This window comes from Streptomyces sp. NPDC041784, from assembly GCF_055591025.1.
Window position 1 is genome coordinate 214,827 of record NZ_JBVJAB010000013.1, and the last position, 19,339, is coordinate 234,165.

Here is a 19,339-nt window from a genome sequence, read left to right on the forward strand (position 1 = left end):
TGCACTGAGTGGGGGTGTCAGCCCTTGACCGCGCCCTCGCCGACCCCGCGGAAGAAGTACCGCTGGAGGCAGGCGAAGAGGGCGATGAGCGGTGCCACGGCGATGACAGTGCCGGCGGCCACCAGCCGTTCGTCGTTGGCGAAGGTGCCGTGCAGGTAGTTGAGGCCGATGGTCAGGGTGAACTTCGACGGGTCGCTGAGCACGATGAGCGGCCACAGGAAGTCGTCCCAGGCGCCCATGAAGGCGAAGATCGCGACGACGGCGAGGGTGCCCTTCACCGAGGGCAGGGCGATCCTGAGGAACCGCTGCCACACGTTGGCCCCGTCGACGAAGGCCGCCTCCTCGATCTCGTACGGCAGGTTGAGAAAGGCGTTGCGCATGAGCAGGACGTTCATGGCGCCGATACAGCCCGGCAGGACCACGCCGACGAGCGTGTTGTTCAGGCCGAGGTCCCGCATGGTTGTGAACTGGGCGATGATGATGCCCTCGACCGGCACGAGCATGGCGAGCAGGAAGGCGAGCGTCGCCACCCGGCGTCCCCGGTAGCGCAGCCGGGCGAGGGCGTAGCCGGCGAGGGCCGAACCGACGCAGTTGGTCACGACGTTGGCGGTGGCGACCTTGAGCGAGTTGAGGGCGTAGTCCCAGACCGGGATGGTGTCGGCGACGCGCTCGTAGTTGTGCAGGGTGGGATCGCCGGGAAGGAAGCTCGGCGGGGAGCTGTAGATGTCCTCGGTGGGGCCCTTGAGCGAGGTGGACAGCTGCCACAGGAACGGCCCGACGGTCAGGGCGAGGACGGCGAGCAGCAGCAGGTAGCGCAGGACGAGTTCCCCCGCCCGGACGCGGCGGCCGTGTTCGTCGGTGACGCGAGGCTCGCGGGTGACGGCCTCCGTCGCGGCGGGCCGTGTCTTCTCCAGCACGCTCACACCCGCTCCTCCTTCCGGTCGGCGCGCAGCACGAGCAGCATCAGGGCGACGGTCACGACGAAGACGACGACCGAGAGGGCGGAGGCGTAGCCGACGCGGCCGGTGAGTCCGGTGCCGGTGCGCTGGACGAGCATGACGAGGGTGGTGTCCTCGCCCGCCGGGCCGCCGCTGGGACCGGCCATCAGGTACACCTCGGAGAACACCTTGAAGGCGGCGACGGAGGACAGCGCCCCGACCAGGACCATGGTGGAGCGGACGGCGGGCACGGTGACCGTCACGAAGCGGCGCACCGCGCCCGCGCCGTCGACGGCGGCGGCCTCGTGCAGTTCGCGCGGCACGCCGGCCAGCGCCGCCAGATAGATGATCATGTAGTAGCCAAGGCCTTTCCACACCGTGACCGCCATGGCACTCAGCAGGAGCAGCCACTGGTCGCTGAGGAAGCCGACACGGCCGACGCCGACCGTCTCCAGCAGCGAGTTGACCAGGCCGCGTTCGTCGAGCAGCCACACCCAGATGAGGCCGACCACGACGATCGAGGCGACGACCGGGGTGTAGAAGGCGGACCGGAAGAAGGTGATGCCGGGGATGTTCTTCCGCACCAGGAGCGCGAGCAGCAGCGGCAGCACCACGAGGGCGGGGACGACTCCGAGGACGTACAGCGTGCTGTTGCGCAGGCCGATCCAGAACATGTCGTCGTGGAGCATCTCGCGGAAGTTGGCGAGGCCGACGAACTCGCCCGGGATCAGCGTGCGGCGGTCGGTGAAGGAGTTGGTCAGCGTGGTCAGGAACGGGTAGAGCACGAAGGCGCCGGCGATCAGGAGCCCGGGGCGGCGAACAGCCAGGGGCTGGTGGGCAGTTGGCGGCGGACGCGGGAGACGGTGGTCGTTCTCGGCACTGCCATCGGCTCATCCCTGCTGCCGGAGCAGGGTGTCGCACTCCTTGACAGCGTTGTCCAGGGCTTCCTTCGGGCTCTGCCTGCCCTGGAGCGCCTTGGCGACCTCGTTGCGCAGCGCGGTCTTCATCTGTTCGCTGAACAGCACCGGCGTGTAGTTGACGGCGTTCTTCAGGGACTTGGCGGCGGCGATCCGGACGCGGGTCTCGTCGGTGCCGTCCTCCTTGGTGAAGTACGGGTCGTCCAGCGAGCCGGCGGTGCTCGGGAAGATGGCGACCTGCTTCGCGAACGACATCTGGTGCTCGGCGTCGGTGACGTAGTGGGCGAAGGCGACGGCGGCGGGCGTCCGCTTGCTCTGTGCGTTCACCATCACGCCCATCACGTACATGTTGACGTGACCGGTGCTGGTGATCTGGTCGGTGATGCCGATGTTCTTGTAGAGGTTCGGCGCCTGCTTCTTGAAGTTGCCCAGGTCGAGGGCGCTGCCGGGGTTCATGGCGACGGCCCCGGTGAGGAACTTCTTGCCGGAGGACTCCGGGGTCGCGGTCAGTGCCTGCGGGTCCAGGGCCTTGGCGTCGTACAGCTCCTTGTACTGGGTGAGGAGTTCGACGCCCTTCGCGTCGTCGAAGGCGAAGGCGGTGCCCTCGTCGTTCATGAGCGGGACGCCGTAGCGGCCGAAGTCCTCGATCGTGGGCACGTTGGCGAGCGTGGCGACCTTCCCGTCGCTCTTGTCCGCCAGTTCCAGGGCGTCGGTGAAGAGTTCGTCGTACGTCTTCGGCGGTTGGTCGGGGTCGAGTCCGGCCTGCCGGAACAGGGTCTTGTTGTAGAAGAGCGGCCCGGTGTTGAGATACCAGGGGAAGGCGTACGTCCCGGTCGTGCCGGGTATCCGGTGGCTCGCCCAGGCTCCCTCCAGGTACTCCTTCTCGTACTTTCCGGCGGCCTTGTCGAGGTCGAGGGCGAGCCCGGCCTTGGCGAGGGGCGCGACGAGGTCGGGCGAGACGTTGACGACGTCCGGCAGGGTGCCGCCGGCCGCGTCCGCGCTGATCTTGTCGGCGTAGCCCTCGGCGGGCTGGTCGATCCACTTCACGTGGGTGCCCGGGTACTCCTTCTCGAAGTCGGCGATCACACCCTCGAAGTAGGACTTGAAGTTGGCGCGCAGGTTCCAGGTCTGGAACGTGATGTCGCCCTCGATCCTGCCCGAGGCGTCGGCCGGACCGCCGTCGTCGCCCCCGGAGCCGCAGGCGCTCAGCGGCAGGACGACACAGAGGGCAGCGGCGGTGGCGAGGGCTCTGCGGGAAATTCTCACGGTGGCACGGCCTCCATTGCGGTGGAGTTCGAAGTTCTGAGTTCTGAGTTCGGAGATCCGAGTTCGGACATCTGAGTTCGGAGGTCTGAGTTCGGAGGTCTGAGTCGGTGGGGTTGGCCAACGACGCAGACCTTGCACGCCCGTTCAGGGGCCCGTCAATGGCGCATACCGAGCTAATTTCATTAGTTGCTTATGCGCATTAGGGTGGTTGAGCTGAAGCGCATTAGTGCATACTGGCCGGAAATTGTCGCGGGAATGAGGGAACGCCTTGTCGGGTAAGCGGTTGCCGGCGCGTCGGCCCACCATGCAGGACATCGCGCAGCGTGCCGGTGTCTCCCAGAGCGCGGTCTCGTTCGCGCTGAACGGGCGTCCGGGGGTCTCGGAGGCCACCCGGGACCGGGTACGCCGGGTCGCCGAGGAGCTGGGCTGGCGGCCCAGTACGGCGGCCCGCGCGCTGTCCGGTGAGGGCGCGGCCACGGTCGGCCTGGTGCTGGCCCGCCCGGCGCACACCCTCGGTGTGGACTCCTTCTTCCTCCAGCTCGTCTCGGGGATCCAGGAAGTGCTGGCGGAGCGTCACCTCGGGCTGCTCTTCCAGATCGGGCGGGATGTCCACGAGGAGTGCGCCGTGTACCGGCGCTGGTGGGCCGAGCACCGGGTGGACGGTGTCCTGGTCGTCGACCCGTGCACCGACGACCCGCGACCCGGGCTGCTCGACGAACTCGGGCTGCCCGCGGTGGTGATCGGCGGCGCGCCCGACGAGCGCCACCCGGGTCTGTCGACGGTGTGGGCGGACGACGCGGGGGCCATGGCGTCGGTGGTGGACGAGCTGTCCACGCTCGGCCACCGGCGGATCGTGCACATCGCCGGGCTGCCGGACCTCGCCCACACCCAGCGCCGGATCCGTACCCTGCGCGCGGAGGCGGAGCGGCGCGGGCTGACCGAGGTGCTGTCGGTGCCGACCGACTACTCGGATACGGAGGGCGCGGCGGTCACCCGCCGGGTGCTGGGCGCCGCCGCTCCCCCGACCGCGCTCATCTACGACAACGACGTGATGGCCGTCGCCGGCGTCGCGACCGCCGCCGAACTGGGCTTCGCCGTGCCGGACGACGTGTCGGTGGTGTCCTGGGAGGACTCCGCCCTGTGCCGCATGGTGAAGCCATGGCTGTCCGCGCTGTCCCGGGACAGCGCGGAGTTCGGGCGAACGGCGGCGCGAGAACTGCTGTCCCTGCTCGACGGCGGATCCGCGGGGACGGTGCGGGTACCCGTACCGGGCCTGATCGTGCGGGGCAGCACGGGGGCGATGCGAGGGGGTGGCGGGAGCGGGGGCGGGGCGGGAGCAAGGGCGGGACGCTCGGCGGGATGAGGGGGCGGGACGCTCGCCGGAGTGAGGGGGCGGGACGCTCGCCGGAGTGAGGGGGCGGGACGCTCGGCGGGGTGAGGGCGCGGGACGCTCGCCGGAGTGAGGGGGCGGGACGCTCGGCGGGGTGAGGGCGCGGGACGCTCGGCGGGGTGAGGGGGCGGGACGCTCGGCGGGGTGAGGGGGCGGGACGCTCGGCGGGGTGAGGGCGCGGGACGCTCGCTGAGGTAAGGGGGCGGACGCTCGCTGAGGTGAGGGGGCGGGACGCTCGCCGGAGTGAGGGGGCGGCGTACGGCCCGGTTGAGTGGTGCCTTGGGGGCCTGGGGAGACTGGTGGCTCTCGGGGGGCCGGGGCAGGCCGGTGGTCCCCGACGGTGGGCCTCAACCCGCTGGTCCCCGGCAGTGTGCCCCGACCGGGTGGTCCCCCGCAGTGGTCGGCCGACGGGCGAGCGGGGCGCTCGCGCCGCTGTCGTCCGGCCCGGTTGAGTGGCGCCTCGGCGTCCGGGCCAGCCCGGGTGGTCCCCGGCGGTGGGCCCAGACCGGTGGTCCTCGGCAGTGGCCAGCCACCGGGCGCGCGGGGCCCTCACGCCGCCAGCGCCCGGCCCGGTCGAGTGGCGCCTCCGCGTCCGGGCCAGCCCGGGAGGTCCTCACTGTCCGGCCCAGACCGGTACTCCCCGGCCGTGGCCAGCCACCGGGCGCAGGCCGCTCACGCCGTCGGCGTCCGGATCAACCCGGTGCCCCCGGCGGTGGGCCCAACCCGGTGGTCCTCGGCTTCCCGCCCAACCCGGTGCTCCTCGGGCGTAACCCCCTTGCCTGGCGCGCGAGCCGTTCGCGCCCCGCGAGGCGCGGCCGTACGTCTCCGTGATGCTCCGGCGTACGCCGGAGGTGTGCGTGGCGTACGACGGCTGCCGGTCGGGTGAAAACGGCTCCGCATTGGCATAGACCTGACACCCTCGCGCGGCTAGGCTCTGCCACGCCACACCTGAGAGCGCTCTCACGCATCGGCTGTTCCATCCCCACTCCCTGGAACGACGAAGGGCAACTCCCATGAGACGCACAGGGCTCAAGCACATCGGCGTGGCCGCGATCCTGTTGCTGGCCGGACTGGGCGGGGCGGGCACGTTCCCCGCGACGGCGAGCGGCAGCGAGACATCGGCCTCCGCCACCCCGACGACCGCCACCGTCACCGCCACCGCCACTGCCTCCGCCGGCCTGTTGCGCGCCATGCGGCAGGAGTTCGGGCTCACCGAGGACGAGGCGGTGGCGCGTCTCGCGGCCGAGCGGTCCGCGACCGCGCTGGAACCGAAGGCGCGGCGTACGGCCGGAGCCGCGTACGGCGGTTCGTGGTTCGACGCCGACGCCGGGCGGCTGACCGTGGCCGTCACGCCGGATGCCTCCCGGGCGACACGCGCGGCACTTCGCGAGGCCGGCGCCGCCGTCCGCGTCGTCGAGCACAGCGCACGGCGGCTGGACGCGGCGAGGGCACGCCTCGACGGGCTCTCCGCCCCCTCGGGGGTGGCCGGTTGGCATGTCGACCCGGCGGCGAACTCGGTCGTCGTGACGGTGGTGCGCGACAGGGTCGCCGACAACGATGTCCGAGGCTTCCTGACACGGGCCCGCGCCGCCGGTCCCGTCACCGTCGAGACCGTCGCCGCGGCCCCTCGTACCCTCGCCGCCGGCACGGTCGGCGGCGACCCCTACTACACGGGCAACGTGCGCTGTTCGATCGGCTTCTCGGTCCACGGCGGGTTCATCACCGCCGGCCACTGCGGCCGGGCCGGAGCGGGTGTCCGGGGCTGGGACGGCTCGTACATCGGCGCCTTCCAGGGGTCCTCGTTCCCGGACAACGACTACGCCTGGGTGAACGTGGGCAGCGGGTGGTGGACCGTTCCGGTGGTACTGGGCTGGGGCACGGTGTCCGACCAGCTCGTGCGCGGCTCCGCCGAAGCGCCCGTGGGCGCCTCCGTCTGCCGCTCGGGCTCCACCACGCACTGGCACTGCGGCACCGTGCTCGCCAAGAACGAGACCGTCAACTACAGCCAGGGTGCGGTGCACCAGATGACGAAGACCAACGTGTGTGCCGAAGGGGGCGACTCCGGCGGGTCGTTCATCAGCGGCGACCAGGCGCAGGGCGTCACCTCGGGCGGCTGGGGCAACTGCTCCGGCGGCGGCGAGACATGGTTCCAGCCGGTCAACGAGATACTCGGCCGGTACGGGCTCACCCTGCACACCTACTGACCCCTCGGCCGGGCCGGTGCCGGAAGCGCGGCAGGCGTGCCGCGCGGCCGGCCCGGCCCTACGGGAAGGTCGGGGCGCGGTCAGTCGCAGGAGACGTCCCGGTCAGGCCGTTCGCCCGTGGCCAGGAAGCGGGAGACCGTGGCGTCGCCGCACGCGTTTCCGTTGGCCAGGTAGACGTCGTGGCCGGTGGAGTTCACCGTCACCATGACGGCGCGGTCACCGAGCGCCGCACGGAGCTTGCGGGCACCGGCGAGCGGAGTGGCCACGTCACGCTCGTTCTGCACGAGCAGGATGTTCGACGGCCCCCGGCCGGTGATCCGCACCGGCTGTTGCTGCGGGCGCGGCCAGGCGGCGCAGACCATCGCGTTCCTCGGCATGCCCGCGGTCAGGGGATACTTCGCCCGGCTCTCCGCGACGCCCTTCTCGTACACGGCGGCCGCGGTGGGCCACGCGCTGTCGTTGCATATCGTCGCCACGCCGACCGCGACCACGTTCTGGAGCAGATCCTCCGGCGGAGCCGGCGGCGCGGGCGGCACGGTGCCCTGTCGTGCGGCCCGGATCAGCTTCGCCAGCGTGGGGAAGTCGTCGGGGTCGTACAGGGAGTCCAGCATGCTCTGGCGCAGCGTGGTGCCGTTCAGCACCTCGGGGTTGGCGCCGGGCCAGGGCAGCGGTGCCCGGTCCAGGCGCGCGGCGAGTGAGAGGAAGACCGAGCGGACGCCGGCCGGGGTGTCCGCCACCCGGTCGGGGTTGCCGGGCTCGGACGCCCACCGCGCGAACTCGGCGAACACGTCCTCCACGCCCTGCTCGAACCCGGCGAGCCAGCCCCGGGAGACCTGGGTACGGCCGAAGTCGCCGGTGGGATCCAGATTGCTGTCCAGCACGATCCGGTCGGTGCGGTCCGCGAACAGCTCGCTGTAGACGGCGCCGATGTACGTGCCGTAGGAGACACCCCAGGCCGAGATCCTGCGCTCGCCGAGCGCCGCGCGGACGCGGTCGATGTCACGGGCGTTGTCGGCCGTGCTGATGTGCCTCATCATCTCGCCGCCGTTGAGCGCGCAGGCGTCCGCCGTCCGCCGCGCGAATGCGATGCTCTCCGTGACCGATCCGTCGGGCCCCGGCCAGGGACGCAGTTTGGAGGTGGCGAGGTCGGAGTGGTCGAGGCGGCAGTCGACGGGGGCCGAGGGCGCGTTGCCGCGCGGCGCGAATCCGATGAGGTCATAGGCGTCCCGTACGTCCTGCGGTAACCGCTGCCCCCGCTCCGACGGCTCGTCGAGGCTGGAGCCGCCGGGCCCGCCGGGAATCAACAGCAGTGCCCCACGCCGGGCTTCGGGATTCTCGCTCGGGATCCGGGAGACCGCGATGCCGATCGTCCTGCCGCCGGGGTGGGAGTAGTCCATCGGCACGTGGACGGTCGCGCACTGCTGCCGCGGATCGAGCCCGCTGCCCTCGCACTCCCCCCACACGAGAGGCTTGGCGGACGCGCTGGACGCGGCGGACGCGGTGACCGGCGCGACCAGGCCGAGGACGACGGCGGACACGGCGACCAGGGCCGCATTTCTCCTGAGCTGCTTGGTGATCTGCTTCATGCGGATCAGCCTCGCCGAGCCGACCCACCCCGCCCATCCGGGGAACCGCCCCATTCCCATGGGGGTTTACCCCCATCCCGCGCTCGGGGTGGCCCCCGACGGCGCGAGCGTGGAGCCGTTCACCCGCGGAGCGCGCCGCGCTCCTCGGCTTCGAGACGGTCGAGCATGGCGGTCGCCTGCTTGCGGTCGCGGATCAGTCTCCAGGTCTCGGCCGTCCCGTGACCCAGCATGCCCACGCCAGCTGCCAGGGCGAGCACCCTCAGAGGCAACACCCAGTCCCGGACGGCGGCGAACCCGATGAGAACGACGCCCATCAGCCATGGCTTGCCGCTTCTGCGAAGCCACAACTCGATCCAGTCGGACACCATGTCTGCCCCCTCCCCCGCTTCCCATCGGCCCACAGTGTGACAGGTGCTGGATTGTCAGTGGCTCGGGTTAGCGTGCCAGGCGTGGACAGGGATGTGTTGACCGAAGGGCTCTCCGGGTCGTGGGAGCGGACCCAACCGATGCGCGACGCTCTCGTCGAGCGGGGCGCGGAGGTGGTGGGCGCCGTGCTGGACGTGCTCTGTGACGAGCGGTCACCGGTGGCGTGGAATGTCAGCGCCGACGTGCTGTGCAGGATCGGCGAGCCCGCGCTGTTCCCGCTCGCCGAGGCCGTCGCACGCGCCGGTTCCCCGGAGGCGGCCCAGCGGGCCGGCTGGACGCTGGCGCGGATGGAGCTGCCGGACATGGCGGCCCTTCTGCCGCTGCTGCTCCACGAGCACCCCAGGGTCAGGGAGAACACGCTGGCCGCCCTCCGGAGCTGTGGGGCGGCCGCGGTGGAGTACACGGACCGGCTGGTACCGCTGCTGGCCGACACCGACGACGACGTCCGGCGCAGAGCCGTCGGGACGTTCGAGGCCATCGGGCCCGCTGCCGTACCCGCGTTGCGGCGGATACGCCGGGCCCCCGCGCCGGGGCCACGGGTACGGGCCGGCGCGCTGGAGGCCCTCGCCGCCATCGGCGGTCCGGGCGCCCTGGAGCGCGGGGATCAGGAGGCGCTGCGGCGGCTGACGCGCGTCAAGCGGGGCACGGAGGTGCCGGAGGGACTGCACCTGTGCGGGTCCTGGTACGCCGTCGCGACCGCCGATCAGGGCGCCGTGCTGGATGCCTTCGCGCTGGGGGCCGAGGAGCCCGTCACGCTGCGGACCGGTGCGGGCGCCTGGAACCACGACCGACACACCTGGTGGCGCGACCGCGGCCACGCGGCCTGCGCGCGGGTGTTCGTCAGCCCGGTCCTCGACGGCTGGACCCTCGTCTTCGGGCACCCCTCCCCCGACACCCATCGTTTCAAGGACGCCGCCGACGATCACGGCGACGAAGTGCGGGAGCAGGTGGTGCGCGAACGGTGCGCCGCCCTGAGCCGGAAGTTCGGCGCCGCGCAGTGGTACGGGATGAGCTGCGGGGACAACTGGACCGCCTGGTGCATCGCCGAGGACGGCGACGTGCTGCGGTACTACGACGCCTTCGACGCCGGGCAGCACGGCGACCGGCAGCCGGGCCATCCCGCGGAATCCGGGTATCTGCTCCCGCACCAGAGGGGCTTGCCCGACGACGCCCTCGAGGACGTGGACACGTCCGACTTCGAGGCCTTCGCCGCCGCGTACCGCCGGAAGAAGGAGGAACTCGGCGTGCCCGACACCTGCTACGCCGTCGACATCGCCGCCCGGCTCTCGGTCGACCCGGGATCGATCGGCCCCACGACACGGCTCACCGGTCAGGGGGTCCTCGCCCTGACCGACTGCGGCCGGGAACACGGCCATCCGCCCGGGGCACTACCCGTCTGAGACGCCTGTCACCGCGGCTCCGCATCTGCTGCGCATGGATGCGGTTCCCCCTCGCACGGTCATCGGATGCGCGGGGTGCCCAGGGCCCGTCCCCCGCGCCCATCCCCGGCCCCCCGCCCAGGACCTACCCCCACAAACGCACGGGACCTCTCGGGACAATCCGATGTTTTCCGTACAGCCAGGGAGGGAGATCAGCGGTCCGTACGCGGGGATCGACGAACGGCATCACCCGCCGGCGGACGCCCGTGTTTCCGCCGCACCCAATACGTCCACGAAGACCACGGCGCCCACCGCACCCCTCACAGCTTGGCGCCGAAGTTCTGGGTCCACCACGGGCCGCCGGCTCCGTCGTGGATGCCCACGCCGATGTTCTTGAAGTCGCAGTTGAGGATGTTCGCTCGGTGGCCGGGGCTGTTCATCCAGGACGTCATCACCGACTGGGCCGTCTGCTGCCCCTTGGCGATGTTCTCGCCGTACGTGGACCAGCGGTAGCCCGCGGCGGTGACGCGCTGACCGGGGTCGGCGCCGTCCGGATTGGTGTGGTCGAAGAAGTCACGCGCGGCCATGTCCTCGGAGTGACCCTGCGCGGCCTTGCGCAGCAGGCTGTCGTCCGTGAGCGGGCCGCAGCCCGCGGACGCCCGCTCCTCGTTGACCAGAGCGATCACCTGCGCCCCGAGGCCGGACGAACCCCCCGACTGCACGGCCGGCGTGCGGGAGGCGCTCTGTCTCGGCTCGGCCGTCTTCTTCGGGGCGGGCGTGCTCTTCTCCGTCCGGGGGCTCGGGGAGGCGCTCGGGCTCGGCGACTTCGACGCGGACGCCGTCGGGGAAGGGGACGGCGACGGTGACGTGGAGGTCGCGCGGCCACCGTCCGGTGTGGGCCGGTCCGAGACGAGCGCGTCGTTCGCGGGCCGCGCGGCAGTGCCCTCTTCCGTCCCGCCGCCCTGCTGGGTGCCGAAGTGGTAGAGGCCGCCGCCGACCACGCAGGCCGCCACGACCGCCCCGCCGACCGCGCGCCGCCGGATGCGCCGCTTGCGACGGGCGGCACCGCGGGAGACACCCTGCTCCTTCGCGGCCCGGTGCCTGCCCGCCACGGAGGACACACCGTCGGCCCCGGTCTCACCCTCGGCGGCGAGCGGGGACGCCGTACCGGCCAGGGCCAGCGTGTCGGCGGCGGACCGCATCCTCGCCATGAGCGCGGACGACACGGCGACCAGCGCCAGACCGGCCAGCAGCCCCTCCGCGGGCATCAGTCCGCTCCACAGACCGGAGCAGCGCGCGCAGCCGCGCGCGTGCCGGGCTATTCGCTTGCGGTACAGCGCCGAGGGCCGGCCGTCCCAGCCGGCCAGTTCCCCCTGGAGTTCCGGGCACGGCGGCTGGGCGTCCAGCGCCCGCACGACCACGCGGGCCGCTTCCAGCTGCGCCTTCATCCGCTGCACCCGGACCGCCGTGTGCTGCGGCGACAGCGCCAGCGCCTCGGCGATCTCGGCCCGGGTCAGTTCACCGGCGCACTCCAGCCACCACAGGGACAGCAGTCCGCGGTCGTCGGGCTCCAGCCAGCGCGTGGCCCGCGCGGTCTCCTGCCGCTGGCCGGACAACTGGAGCCGAACGATGGTCAGGTCGACGAAGTCGGCCCCCGGGTCGGCGACCTCGTCGGCCTCCTCCATGTCGCCCTGGGCGGGCCGCTGCCGCTGCCAGTGAGCCCGTACCTGGTTCATCGCGATGGCCACGAGCCAGGAGCGGAAGCTCTCGGGGTCGCGCAGGGCGCCCAGCGAGTCGAGGGCCTTGAGCATGGTGTCCTGCACGACGTCGTCCACGTCCACCGAGCCGTTCAGCGCCCGGCCCACGATGTTGTAGACCAGCGGCAGGTACGCGCTGACGAGCGCGTCCTGGGCCGCCTGGTCGCCCGCCCGCGCGGCGCTGACCAGTTCCGCCGGTTCCCTCGTGTGCCGTGTACTCATCGCTGCTTCCCTGTCGTCGACGTCGAACGATGCTGTCCGTCACAAGGGGAGATCTCTGCGGTAGCGGCGGATAACAGTTCTTCGGAAACTCGTGCGAGGAGAGACTCCCTGTGCGAACGTCATCACCGCTATGAGGGCGGTCACATCCGCTCAGACCGGCCGACTTCGCCCGCATCCGCTTCGCCACGAAGACCCCAAGGACCGCATATGACCCGCATGCCCGGTACCACCCGGTGCGCTCGCATACTGTTGGCCGCCCTCGCCGTCGCGGGCGCCGGCTGTGCGGTGTGGCTCGGGGCCGCCGCCGCGGCCTTCGAGACCGGGACCCTGGGCGCACCGTTCCTCGCACTGCTGCTGCTCGCGGCGACGGGGTGCGCACTGACGGCCGCGGCGGCGCTGGTCGTCGCGGCGAGGTTCGCCGACGGCGGCACCGCGGTGCGGATCGGAGCGGTCACCGTCGGCTGGGTGACCGTTCTGGGAGGTATGGCCGGGTTTCTGACGTACGACCACGTCTGGGGCGCCGGTATCGCCTGGGGCGGGGCACTGGTGGCCCTCTCGGGCGGCCGGGAGACGAAGGACTGGTTCGACCGCGGACGCCTGGCGCCACCGTGGACGGAGGAGAGCCGGGCCTAGAGCCGGCCGCCCGTTCCCGACCGCTGCGCCATTCGGGTGCACCACCTTGACCGCCCCCACGGCCCCTCCTATGGTCGCGCTGATCAAGCCGACAAATGGGGACATCCGTCGCCGCTGGAGGAACCGTGGTCCACGACGTGCCGGCGCCGGACCGCCGGACGTTCCTCACCTGCACGGGCGCACTCGGGACGGCGGGGGCGCTCTCCTCGTCGCTGGCGGCCTGTGGCCCCGAGTCCACCAACGACACCGGCGGCAGCGGCCCGGACCGCACCCTGACGACGGTCATCGGATACGGCAACGACGGCAGCTGGGACCCGACGCAGACGGCGTCCGCGTTCGCGATGGCCGCCAACAACCACGTCTACGAGGGGCTGGTCGACACCGACCCGATCACGCGCGCGCCGTACCCGGCGCTGGCGACCGGCCTGCCGGCCGAGCCGAAGGCCACCGTGTGGCGGTTCACGCTGCGGCCGGGCGCCACCTTCCACGACGGCCGGCCCGTCACCGCCGACGACGTGCTGTTCGTGTACGACCGGATCCTCGACCCGGACACCCAGACCCTCGCCAGGGGATTCTTCGCGAACTGGCTGAAGGAGGTCCGCAAGGTCGACGCCCGTACCGTCGAACTCGTCCTGCGCTTCCCCTTCCCGGAAGGGGTCGCCCGGCTCACCCTCGCCAAGATCATGCCCCGGCACGTGTTCTCCCGGCCGGGCGCCTGGGACGACGCGATCCGGGGACTCGCGGTGGGCTCGGGACCGTACCGGCTGACCGCGCACCACCCGAAGTCGAACACCACCTTCGAGGCGTTCGCCGCCTACAACGGGCCACGCCGGCCCGCCTTCGCGAGGATGAACTGGTTGACGATCGTCGACGCGGCCTCGCGCGTCGCGCGGATCTCGGGACGGAGCGCGGGCGCGCAGATCTCCGACAACATCCCCTACGCCCACATCCCTTGGCTCGAGCGGGGCGGTCTGAAGGTCGCGGGCGCGGCCGGGATGAACAACCTGTTCCTGATGTTCAACACCCGGCGCAGGCCCTTCGACGACGTACGGGTGCGGCAGGCGCTGCACTACGCCATCGACACCGACCGGATGATCGAGGTGGCCCTCAAGGGGCACGGCAGGCCCGCGAGTTCGTTCCTCGACGAGGCCAACCCCGCCCACCGGCCGGCGAGGACCGTCTACCGGCACGACCCCACCAAGGCACGGGCGCTGCTCGACGCCGCCGGGGTGAGCGGGCTGGAGGTGGAGATCCTCGCCGTGAACGTGAGCTGGATCGTCGACTGTCTGCCGACCGTCAAGGCGTCCTGGGACGCCGTCGGGGTCACCACCACGCTGGCTCCGCAGGAGACGACGGCCGTGTTCACCAAACTGGACCAGAAGCGGGACTACCAGGTCGTCGCCGCCGCCTCGAACCCCAACCAGTTCGGCCTCGACCCCGATCTGATCCTCCGCTACAACTACGGCCCGCAGAACCTCTGGACGGGCTACGCCCGCTGGGCCGACAACGCTGTCGCGCGGCGCCTGTTCACGGACATGGACCGGGCCACCCGCGAGCCGGACCCCGCGAGGAAGAGGGCGATGATCCAGGAGTGCGTCGACGTCGTCGCCGAACAGGCCGTCCTGTACCCGGTCGTGCACAACGAGCTGATGACCGCGTGGGACCCGCACGAACTCACCGGCACCAGGGCCCAGCCCTACCCCGGCATCAACCTCCTGCAAGCGAAGTGGGTCTGACGACATGCCGGCCGTGCTGCGGATCGTGCTGCGCCGCGTCGCCCTGCTGGTGCCGCTGCTGCTCGGCATCGTGCTGTTCGCGTTCCTGGTGATGCGGTTCTCCGACGCCGATCCGGCCTCCGCGTTCTTCCAGGGCGCCAACCCGACCCCCGAGCAGCTGCACGACTTCCGCGAGCGCAACGGACTGCTCGACCCCCTCCCGGTGCGCTACGTCCACTTCGTCGGCGACCTGCTCCACGGCGACCTGGGCACCAGCACCCTGACCCGCGCCGCGGTCGCCGACCAGATCGTCACCGCGCTCCCGCTCACCCTCCAGCTGGCCGTCCTCGGCCTCGGCATCGCGGTGGTGCTGGCGCTGGCGGGCGGGGTCACGGCGGCGGTGTACCGGGACCGGTGGCCGGACCAGGCCGTGCGGGCCGTCTCGCTGGTCGGGGTGGCTGCGCCGGGGTTCTGGCTGGCGCTGCTGATGATCCAGTACCTGGCCGTGGCGAAGGGCTGGTTCCCGGCGGGCGGCTATGTCAACCCGGCCGACTCCGTCACCGGCTGGCTGCGCACGATGACCCTGCCCGCGCTCGCCCTCTCCCTGCCCGTCGCGGCCCAGCTGACCCGGGTCGTGCGGACGTCGGTGGTGGAGGAACTCGACAAGGACTACGTGCGCACCGCGTTCGGCAGCGGGCTGCCGCCCCGGGTGGTGGTCGGCCGCAACGTGCTGCGCAACGCGCTGGTGAACCCGCTGACCGTGCTCGGCCTGCGGATCGGCTATCTGCTCGGCGGCGCCGTCGTCATCGAGACGGTCTTCGCTTTGCCCGGCATGGGCAAGCTGATGATCGACGCCGTGCAGAACGGCGACCCGGCCGTCGTCCAGGGCGTCGTCCTCACCACGGCCACCGGGTTCGTCGTCGTCAACCTCGCCATCGACCTCCTCCACCTTGCCCTCAACCCCCGACTGAGGACGGTCTGATGTTCACGCGCGCGAGCCTCGCCGAGCGGCTGTCCAGGCCCGGCGTACGGCTGCGGGGATGGCGTCGGCTGCCGCCGCTGTCGAAGGCGGCCGTCTGCTTCCTGGCGGTCGTCGTCCTGGTCGCCGTCCTCGCGCCGCTGCTCGCCCCGCACGACCCGCTCGACCAGCGGGACCCGGTCGACGGCACGGGGCATCCCTCGGCCGCGCACTGGATGGGCCAGGACAGCCTCGGCCGGGACATCCTCAGCAGACTGATGTACGGCGCCCGCTGGTCCCTGGCGATCGGGCTCGGTGCCACCGCGCTCGCCCTGGTCGTGGGCGCGCTGGCCGGGGCGCTCGCCGCCACCTCCCGCAAGGGCGTCGACGAGACGCTGATGCGCTGCCTGGACGTGGTGATGGCGTTCCCGGGCATCGCGCTCGCGGCGGTCCTCGTCGCGGTCTTCGGCGGCGGGATCACCGTCCTGATCTGCGCGATCGCCTTCCTGTTCACCCCGCCGGTGGCACGGGTCGTACGGGCCAACGTCCTCGACCAGTACGGCGAGCACTATGTCACGGCGGAACGGGTGATCGGTGCCCGCAGGCACCACATCGTGCTGCGGCACGTGGCGGTCAACTGCGCGGCGCCGGTCCTGGTGTTCTGCACGGTCCAGGTCGCCGAGGCGATCGTCTTCGAGGCGTCGCTGTCCTTCGTCGGCGCGGGCGTCCGGCCGCCGGACCCGTCCTGGGGCAGTGTCATCGCGGACGGCAAGAACATGGTGCTGACCGGCGGCTGGTGGGCGACCGTCTACCCCGGGCTGCTGATGCTGGTCACCGTGCTGTCGCTGAACGTCCTGTCCGAGGGCGTCTCGGACGCCTGGGCGGCCCCGGCCGCCCAGGAGACGCGGGCACCCGAGGAACACGACGACCGTCCGGAGACTCCGGCGAGTGCGGAGTGTCCGGAGTCCGGTGGCGGCGAGGTGCTCGCGCTGCCCGGTCTCGCCGAGGCGGCCCGGCGGCTGCGCGCGCGGGCCCGGCCCCCGCACGACCGGAGCGGACAGCCGGTGCTCACGGTGGAGAACCTCGCCATCGGTTTCCCGGGCCGGCACGGGGACGTCGACATCGTCGACGGGGTCGGCTTCGAGCTGTATCCCGGAGAGGTGCTGGGCCTGGTCGGCGAGTCGGGCTGCGGGAAGTCGCTGACCGCGCTCACCGTCATGGGACTCCAGCCGAAGGGCGCCCGCGTCCGGGGACAGGTCCGCTTCCACCAGCGCGACCTGCTCGCCGAGCCGGCCCGGGTCCGCAGACGGCTGCTCGGCCACGAGATGGCGATGGTCCATCAGGACGCGCTGTCCGCCCTGAACCCGGCGATGACCGTCCGCGCCCAGCTCGGGCAGCTGGTACGGCGCGGCGGTCGGCGCACGCCCCGGGAACTGCTGGAGATGGTCGGTCTCGACCCGGAGCGCACCCTGCGCAGCTACCCGCACGAACTCTCCGGCGGACAGCGCCAGCGCGTGCTGATCGCCATGGCGCTGTCCCGGAACCCGGGGCTGATCGTCGCCGACGAACCCACCACCGCCCTGGACGTCACCGTCCAGGCCCGGGTCATGGAACTGCTGCTGCGGCTGCGCGAGGAACTGGGCTTCGCGCTGCTCCTCGTCTCGCACGACCTGGCGCTCGTCGCCGACGTCACCGACCGGATGGTGGTGATGTACGGCGGACAGATCGTGGAGGCGGGCGTGACCGCCGACCTGGTGGAGGCGCCGGCCCACCACTACACGCGCGGCCTGCTCGGCAGCGTGCTCTCGCTGGAGTCGGCCGAGGAACGCATGACACAGATCCGAGGGGTGGTGCCGTCCCCCGCCGACTTCCCGGCGGGCTGCCGGTTCGCCGACCGCTGCCCGTCGGCGACGGACGTCTGCCACACGACCGCGCCGGTCCTCACCGGCACCCGCACGCACACCACCGCCTGCCACCACCCGGCGGTCGAACCGACCTCGGCGGAGAGCGAGCCCGTGACATGACGGCCGTGTCGGACGTACAGGACGTCCATGTGGTCCACCGGGGGCCGGTGTACGCCCTCACCGGCGCCGATCTCGCGGTCGCGCCCGGTGAGACGGTCGGTGTGGTCGGTGAGTCGGGGTGCGGGAAGTCGACGCTGGCGAAGGTGCTGGTGGGCGTCCAGCGGCCGACGTCGGGCACGGTGTCCTTCCGGGGCCGCGACCTGTGGGCGATGTCCCCGGACGAGCGCCGGACGACGGTCGGCGCGCACACCGGCATGATCTTCCAGGACCCGTCGACGGCCCTGAACCGCCGGTTGCCCGTACGACGGATCCTGCGCGACCCCCTCGATGTGCACCGGCGCGGCTCGAAGGCCGAACGGGAGGACCGTGTACGGGAGTTGATGTCCCTGGTGGGTCTCCCCCGGGCCCTGGCCGACGCCCTGCCCGGCCGGCTCTCCGGCGGCCAGCGCCAGCGGGTCGCGATCGCCCGCGCGCTCGCCCTCGACCCCGCTCTGGTGGTCGCCGACGAGCCGACCAGCGCCCTGGACGTCTCGGTCCGCGCCCAGATCCTCAACCTGCTGCTGGACCTGAGGGAACGCCTCGGCCTGAGCCTGGTGTTCGTCTCGCACGACATCCAGACGGTACGGCGGATGAGCGACCGGGTGATCACGATGTACCTGGGCCGGATCGTCGAGGAGAGCCCGGCCGACCGGGTCTCCGACCGGGCCCGACACCCCTACACCCGTGCCCTGTTCTCCGCGACGCCCAGTCTGCTGCGCCCGGGCGATCCGATCCCGCTGACCGGGCCGGTGCCGTCGGCGGCCCGCCCGCCGAGCGGCTGTCCGTTCCGCACCCGCTGCTGGCGGGCCGACGAGGTGTGCGCCGAGGCGATGCCCGGCCTCTCGGCCGCGTCACGGCCCGGACACCGCTACCGCTGTCACCATCCTGTGCAGGAGGACGAGTCGACCGACGACCTCGTACGCGAGAGCCTGCCCAGGGAGCACCGATGACCCTTCCCGCCCCGCTGACCGGAGTGGTCCCGCCCGTCTGCACCCCCCTGACCCCGGACCGCGAGGTGGACGTGCCCTCGCTGCGCCGGCTGGTCGACCATCTCGTGGACGGCGGAGTGGACGGGCTGTTCGTGCTGGGCTCGACCTCGGAGGTCGCCTACCTCACCGACCGGCAGCGCCGGCTGGTCACCGAGACGGTGGTGGCGCACGTGGCCGGCCGACTGCCCGTGCTGGCCGGGGCGATCGACATGACCACGCCCCGTGTGCTGGAGCATGTCGAGGCGGTCACGGCGGCGGGCGCGGACGCGGTGGTCGTCACCGCGCCGTTCTACACCCGCACCCACCCGGCCGAGATCGCCCGCCACTACCGGCTGGTGGCCGCCCGCAGTCCCGTCCCGGTGATCGCCTACGACATCCCGGTCGCCGTGCACACCAAGCTCCCCGCCCGGCTCGTCCTGGAGCTGGCCGACGAGGGGGTGCTGGCCGGGCTCAAGGACTCCAGCGGCGACCTGGCGGGCTTCCGCGAGGTCGTCGCCGGCGCCCGCTCGCTCCCGGGTTTCAGCACCCTCACCGGCTCCGAACTGATCGTCGACGCGGCGCTGGCGCTGGGCGCGGACGGGGCGGTGCCGGGGCTGGCCAACGTCGACCCGGACGGCTACGTCCGTCTCGACCGCCTGTGCCGGTCGGGCGACCTGGATCGGGCGCGGGCCGAACAGGAGCGGCTGTGCGCCCTGTTCGGCATGGTGACCGTCGGCGACCCGGCCCGGATGGGCGGCAGCTCGGCGGCGTTGGGCGCGTTCAAGGCGGCGCTGCACCTGCGGGATGTCATCGCCTGCCCGGCGACCGCCGAGCCGCAGGTCCCGCTGTCGGCGGAGGAGACCGAACGGGTGGGGAAGTACCTGGCGGGAGCGGGTCTGCTGTAGGCCGCCTCCCCT

At 72.1% G+C, this 19,339-nt stretch carries 14 protein-coding genes and 1 pseudogene; 9 read left to right on the forward strand and 6 right to left on the reverse strand.

Translation table 11 applies throughout. From position 1 onward, the window contains the following. Nucleotides 1-17: 17 nt before the first annotated feature. The 3 genes and pseudogenes from ACZ6D7_RS27380 to ACZ6D7_RS27390 all read right to left on the reverse strand — a co-directional run bounded on the left by ACZ6D7_RS27380 (nucleotide 18) and on the right by ACZ6D7_RS27390 (nucleotide 3,121). Nucleotides 18-923 (reverse strand): carbohydrate ABC transporter permease, encoded by a 906-nt coding sequence (locus tag ACZ6D7_RS27380; protein ID WP_469495997.1) that lies wholly within the window; start codon nucleotides 921-923, stop codon nucleotides 18-20. Next, a pseudogene (locus tag ACZ6D7_RS27385) lies at nucleotides 920-1,824 on the reverse strand (carbohydrate ABC transporter permease). The gene ACZ6D7_RS27380 and the pseudogene ACZ6D7_RS27385 overlap by 4 nt, the downstream one beginning before the upstream one ends. Before the next feature lie 4 nt (nucleotides 1,825-1,828). Next, nucleotides 1,829-3,121, reverse strand: coding sequence for an ABC transporter substrate-binding protein (locus ACZ6D7_RS27390; RefSeq protein WP_469496000.1), 1,293 nt, complete (start codon nucleotides 3,119-3,121; stop codon nucleotides 1,829-1,831). Between the two features lie 304 nt (nucleotides 3,122-3,425). On the opposite strand from ACZ6D7_RS27390, the gene ACZ6D7_RS27395 reads away from it, so the two are divergent. Both ACZ6D7_RS27395 and ACZ6D7_RS27400 read left to right on the forward strand, forming a co-directional pair. Beyond that, nucleotides 3,426-4,484, forward strand: a complete 1,059-nt coding sequence (locus ACZ6D7_RS27395; RefSeq protein ID WP_469496003.1) for a LacI family DNA-binding transcriptional regulator — start codon at nucleotides 3,426-3,428, stop codon at nucleotides 4,482-4,484. Between the two features lie 1,040 nt (nucleotides 4,485-5,524). After that, nucleotides 5,525-6,715 carry a S1 family peptidase gene (locus ACZ6D7_RS27400; RefSeq protein WP_469496007.1) on the forward strand — a complete coding sequence of 397 codons (1,191 nt, stop codon included), beginning with the start codon at nucleotides 5,525-5,527 and terminating at the stop codon, nucleotides 6,713-6,715. Nucleotides 6,716-6,795: 80 nt separating this feature from the next. On the opposite strand, the gene ACZ6D7_RS27405 is transcribed toward ACZ6D7_RS27400, so the two are convergent. Together ACZ6D7_RS27405 and ACZ6D7_RS27410 are read right to left on the reverse strand one after the other, a co-directional pair. Then, a complete protein-coding gene (locus ACZ6D7_RS27405) occupies nucleotides 6,796-8,301 on the reverse strand; it encodes an alpha/beta hydrolase (protein WP_469496010.1) in 1,506 nt (501 codons plus the stop codon). Between the two features lie 119 nt (nucleotides 8,302-8,420). Then, a complete protein-coding gene (locus ACZ6D7_RS27410) occupies nucleotides 8,421-8,669 on the reverse strand; it encodes a hypothetical protein (RefSeq protein WP_469496013.1) in 249 nt (82 codons plus the stop codon). Nucleotides 8,670-8,807: 138 nt separating this feature from the next. Here ACZ6D7_RS27410 and ACZ6D7_RS27415 point away from each other — a divergent pair, with 138 nt between their 5' ends. After that, on the forward strand, nucleotides 8,808-10,127 hold the full coding sequence (locus ACZ6D7_RS27415) for a HEAT repeat domain-containing protein (RefSeq protein WP_469496016.1): 1,320 nt from the start codon (nucleotides 8,808-8,810) through the stop codon (nucleotides 10,125-10,127). 299 nt (nucleotides 10,128-10,426) lie between these two features. Here the strand turns inward: ACZ6D7_RS27415 and ACZ6D7_RS27420 are convergent, their stop codons facing one another. After that, complete coding sequence (locus ACZ6D7_RS27420; protein ID WP_469496019.1) at nucleotides 10,427-12,085, reverse strand: sigma-70 family RNA polymerase sigma factor; 1,659 nt, start codon at nucleotides 12,083-12,085, stop codon at nucleotides 10,427-10,429. Nucleotides 12,086-12,292: 207 nt separating this feature from the next. Here ACZ6D7_RS27420 and ACZ6D7_RS27425 point away from each other — a divergent pair, with 207 nt between their 5' ends. The 6 genes from ACZ6D7_RS27425 to ACZ6D7_RS27450 all read left to right on the forward strand — a co-directional run bounded on the left by ACZ6D7_RS27425 (nucleotide 12,293) and on the right by ACZ6D7_RS27450 (nucleotide 19,327). Further along, the gene (locus ACZ6D7_RS27425; RefSeq protein WP_469496022.1) at nucleotides 12,293-12,718 is read left to right on the forward strand and encodes a hypothetical protein; all 426 of its coding nucleotides are present in this window, start codon (nucleotides 12,293-12,295) and stop codon (nucleotides 12,716-12,718) included. A 95-nt stretch (nucleotides 12,719-12,813) separates the two neighbouring features. After that, nucleotides 12,814-14,454 carry an ABC transporter substrate-binding protein gene (locus ACZ6D7_RS27430; RefSeq protein WP_469496025.1) on the forward strand — a complete coding sequence of 547 codons (1,641 nt, stop codon included), beginning with the start codon at nucleotides 12,814-12,816 and terminating at the stop codon, nucleotides 14,452-14,454. 4 nt (nucleotides 14,455-14,458) lie between these two features. Next, the gene (locus ACZ6D7_RS27435; protein ID WP_469496028.1) at nucleotides 14,459-15,415 is read left to right on the forward strand and encodes an ABC transporter permease; all 957 of its coding nucleotides are present in this window, start codon (nucleotides 14,459-14,461) and stop codon (nucleotides 15,413-15,415) included. Next, nucleotides 15,415-17,415 (forward strand): dipeptide/oligopeptide/nickel ABC transporter permease/ATP-binding protein, encoded by a 2,001-nt coding sequence (locus ACZ6D7_RS27440; RefSeq protein WP_469496031.1) that lies wholly within the window; start codon nucleotides 15,415-15,417, stop codon nucleotides 17,413-17,415. Before ACZ6D7_RS27435 ends, ACZ6D7_RS27440 begins: the two co-directional genes overlap by 1 nt. Then, nucleotides 17,412-18,404 (forward strand): ABC transporter ATP-binding protein, encoded by a 993-nt coding sequence (locus tag ACZ6D7_RS27445; RefSeq protein WP_469496034.1) that lies wholly within the window; start codon nucleotides 17,412-17,414, stop codon nucleotides 18,402-18,404. Before ACZ6D7_RS27440 ends, ACZ6D7_RS27445 begins: the two co-directional genes overlap by 4 nt. Continuing rightward, nucleotides 18,401-19,327: a dihydrodipicolinate synthase family protein gene (locus ACZ6D7_RS27450; protein ID WP_469496037.1), complete on the forward strand. Its 927-nt coding sequence runs from the start codon at nucleotides 18,401-18,403 to the stop codon at nucleotides 19,325-19,327. Before ACZ6D7_RS27445 ends, ACZ6D7_RS27450 begins: the two co-directional genes overlap by 4 nt. Nucleotides 19,328-19,339: the final 12 nt, after the last annotated feature.